Source organism: Priestia sp. P1_B12_1, from assembly GCF_056406695.1.
This window is the reverse complement of record NZ_JBFTZR010000075.1, coordinates 1-474: the sequence shown is the minus strand read 5'-3', so window position 1 is coordinate 474 and position 474 is coordinate 1. Positions and strand designations below refer to the sequence as shown.

Here is a 474-nt window from a genome sequence, read left to right as displayed (position 1 = left end):
GTTTCCCCATTCGGAAATCTCCGGATCAAAGCTCACTTACAGCTCCCCGAAGCATATCGGTGTTAGTCCCGTCCTTCATCGGCTCCTAGTGCCAAGGCATTCACCGTGCGCCCTTTCTAACTTAACCATTAGCGAATAAATGGTACAACATAMTGTTGTGTTATTTATTGRTTTGATTAAAGAAAAGTTTCACTTTTCCTCAGCAATTACTGTTATCTAGTTTTCAAAGAACAATCGCAACCAAAATTCTTCTTATCTAATAAGAAGAAAGTAGTRTGCTTTCTATAATTGAGAGATTGAACTCTCAAAACTGAACAAAGTGTCAAAACGTACGTCATGTAAAAATCCTTAGAAAGGAGGTGATCCAGCCGCACCTTCCGATACGGCTACCTTGTTACGACTTCACCCCAATCATCTGTCCCACCTTAGGCGGCTAGCTCCTTACGGTTACTCCACCGACTTCGGGTGTTACAA

The 474-nt window shown here is 42.0% G+C and carries 2 rRNA genes; both read right to left on the bottom strand.

Annotated features, from left to right (window positions below):
• Window positions 1-127 (bottom strand): 23S ribosomal RNA (locus AC1D0Y_RS29785); the annotation flags it as partial.
• 225 nt (window positions 128-352) lie between these two features.
• Window positions 353-474: ribosomal RNA gene (locus AC1D0Y_RS29780) — 16S ribosomal RNA — on the bottom strand; the annotation flags it as partial.